The organism is Calditrichota bacterium (assembly GCA_013152715.1).
In the GTDB taxonomy this organism is placed as follows: domain Bacteria; phylum Zhuqueibacterota; class Zhuqueibacteria; order Thermofontimicrobiales; family Thermofontimicrobiaceae; genus 4484-87.
On record JAADFU010000171.1, the window covers coordinates 1 to 2,639 of the forward strand.

Consider the following 2,639-nt stretch of genomic DNA (forward strand, 5'->3'; position numbering starts at 1 on the left):
ACCATTGATGATGGCGAGCTTACTCCGACGCTGAAAGTGAAACGAAGATTTGTGCAGGAAAAATATCAAAAGTTAATTGAAGCGATGTATCAAGACGCGGATTGAGTTTCGGAGTGTTTTTTTTGCCACAGAGCCACAGAGTGAACGGAGCTCCTCTCAACCCTAATAATTTTTTTCGTTACTCAAGAATAGGGCAAGAATTAGCTGTCTCTGCGGTTCTCTGTGCCTCGGTGGCTAAATAGCTACAAAGAAAGCAGCTATCTCTCTGTCTCCTGTGCTTCGGTGGCTGAATGGCGACGTCTAATTTTTTGCCATAATTTCCTTGCCAAGGGCACATTCGCAATGAGCAGAAGCAAGATGAACATCACTGCCAGCCAGAAATCCGGGATTTTGAAAGCATGTCCCAGCAAAGCCAGCAGAAAAAATCTTGGCGTTCGGGAGGTAAAAACTGCAAGCAAATACTTCCAGACGGGATATTTTGCCAGGACTACCAAAAAGCGAAACGGATAAAATGGCACAGGTGTGAAGCCAGCAATCCAGATGGACAAAAAGGGCGCTTTTTGAAAAATGTTTATCAGTTTGCCCACAAAACCGCTTTTCTTGACTTTGGCGAATGATTTTAAATCTGTGATGAACTGAAAAGTGGAGTAATTCAGCCACTCCGTCAAAACCGTTCCGGCGACTGAAACCAGCGTCACAGTGATTGGCTGATAAAATTTACTGAAGTAGAGATACACAGGTTCGTGAGGAACAATGGCAATCAAAAATTGACAGGGGAAACTGTAAAGAAAGAGCACAATGAGATGTTTGCTCTGACGAATCGATTCCGAAGACAACCAGATCGCCAGCAATAGCAAAATGAAGCCAATTTCAAACCCAAAAAATACTTTCCTTCTGCCCGACATGTGTTTGGACGTCCCGATTCCATTTTCTTCAATTGACTCAGATCCGCTCATAAAGTCGCCAGATTATCTTTAATCAAATATTTGACCGGTTTTTCACAGTTGGAACGAATACTTGTATTGCACGCTGTGCATGTATTTTTCTTGACAAAATCTTTTTTCATCTCCTCCATGCTGTCGTGGTAAGTGAGAATCAAACCGCACGGCGAAAATCTGCCATCCGGGTTGACGATGAAAAATCTTTCCCCAGCTCGGCAATTGGGAATGGATTTTTTTTCGTAAAATTCAATCATCCGCTTGAAAGTGTATTCCGAAGCAAAGAAATTGTGATATTTCTTGCGCATGGCGAGCAGCTTTTTCACAATTTCTTTGAATTCCAGCAAATCATCCGCATCGAGCACATAATTCATGTCATTGGTGCGCAACCAGGTGTAAGTGCTGAAATTGACGTTCACGCCCCATTTTTCCGAAAGTTCGGCTATTGTTATCAAATCTCTGAAATTATCTTTTTGCACAACGCAGCTCAAAGTGATGCATTTGCCATTGCTGCCTTTTAATTCACGAATCAACTTGTCAATATGCTGAAACAAACCTTTGTGTCCGCGAAATTCATCGTGTCGCTCGTCAGGATAATCCAGCGAAATGGAAAATTGATCCACACCGGCATCGATGAGCGACTCATATCTTTTTTTGTTCAACATGATGGCATTGGTCGTGACCACAATATATGGCGCGCGATTTTTTCGCCGCATGGCGCGCACAATGTCTTCCAGATCGCGCCGAATCAGCGGCTCTCCCCCGGAAATCTGCGCCACAACCGGTTTTATTTGCTGACACAATTCGCCAAATCGTTCCGGCGGCGCTTTCACTTCATCTTTGATAAATCCGCCCAGATGGCAATGTTTACATCGGGCGTTGCAGCTATATGTTACTTCAAAAGAAACGCTCAAAGGTCGATTTGTCAAATAATTTCCAATACCGCGACTTGCCAGAGATAGTGTCCTGATTGCTGATCCCATTTTCATTACCTCAATTGATTCATTCGCAAACGATAAAGTCGGACGACAGAATAAGTTTTCACCGCGATAAGCCCGCAGGCATAAATGGCAATCCAGAGCGCAAATTGCGGAAAAAATATGAGCGCCAGAGTCACCACGCTGGAATTAGAGAACTTTCCGCCCGGGCTGTAATTAAGCAGATAAACAATTTTATCGACTTTGTTGAAATAATTGGGAGATATGATGTCAAATTTGATGAATTGGTAGCTCAGATAAAAATCGATGAACGCATAATCGATGAGATACAGCGCAGCCGGCAGATAGACTTCTGGTCTGAAATGCAGGAAAATCACATAAAAAAACAGGATCTCAAATCGGTCGGCGATAATATCAATTTCCGCGCCAAGAACCGTTTCCTGCTTGAACGTGCGCGCATACCAGCCGTCGATGAAATCCACCAGCCAGTGAATTAAAAAACCGATGTAATTATAAATCGGTTCCTGATACCAGATAGCCAGCATGAAAAACGTCAAAGAACCCACAAGGCGAATGAGAGTGATGACATTTGCTTCACTGTAAAAACTGTCCGGATGCCGCTGTTTTGCCAATCGGAATTTCAACGATTCAGTCTTTCCTCAGATTATTCAATTTCCAATTCGCCACTTTGAAGCAATTTTTTGGCGTAAATTCGTTTTACAAGGTAAAGAATTATTACAAAAATGTCAAGATATTTTTCCGG

3 protein-coding genes are annotated in these 2,639 nt (G+C 42.8%); all 3 read right to left on the reverse strand.

The annotated features are described in order from the left end of the window. Positions 1 to 257 precede the first annotated feature (257 nt). The 3 genes from GXO74_12710 to GXO74_12720 are packed head-to-tail and all read right to left on the reverse strand — an operon-like array spanning position 258 to position 2,520. On the reverse strand, positions 258 to 956 hold the full coding sequence (locus GXO74_12710; GenBank protein ID NOZ62526.1) for a VTT domain-containing protein: 699 nt from the start codon (positions 954 to 956) through the stop codon (positions 258 to 260). Then, on the reverse strand, positions 953 to 1,921 hold the full coding sequence (locus GXO74_12715) for a radical SAM protein (protein ID NOZ62527.1): 969 nt from the start codon (positions 1,919 to 1,921) through the stop codon (positions 953 to 955). The genes GXO74_12710 and GXO74_12715 overlap by 4 nt, the downstream gene beginning before the upstream one ends. Positions 1,922 to 1,926: 5 nt before the next feature. After that, a complete protein-coding gene (locus GXO74_12720; GenBank protein NOZ62528.1) occupies positions 1,927 to 2,520 on the reverse strand; it encodes a CDP-alcohol phosphatidyltransferase family protein in 594 nt (197 codons plus the stop codon). Between the last annotated feature and the right edge of the window lie 119 nt (positions 2,521 to 2,639).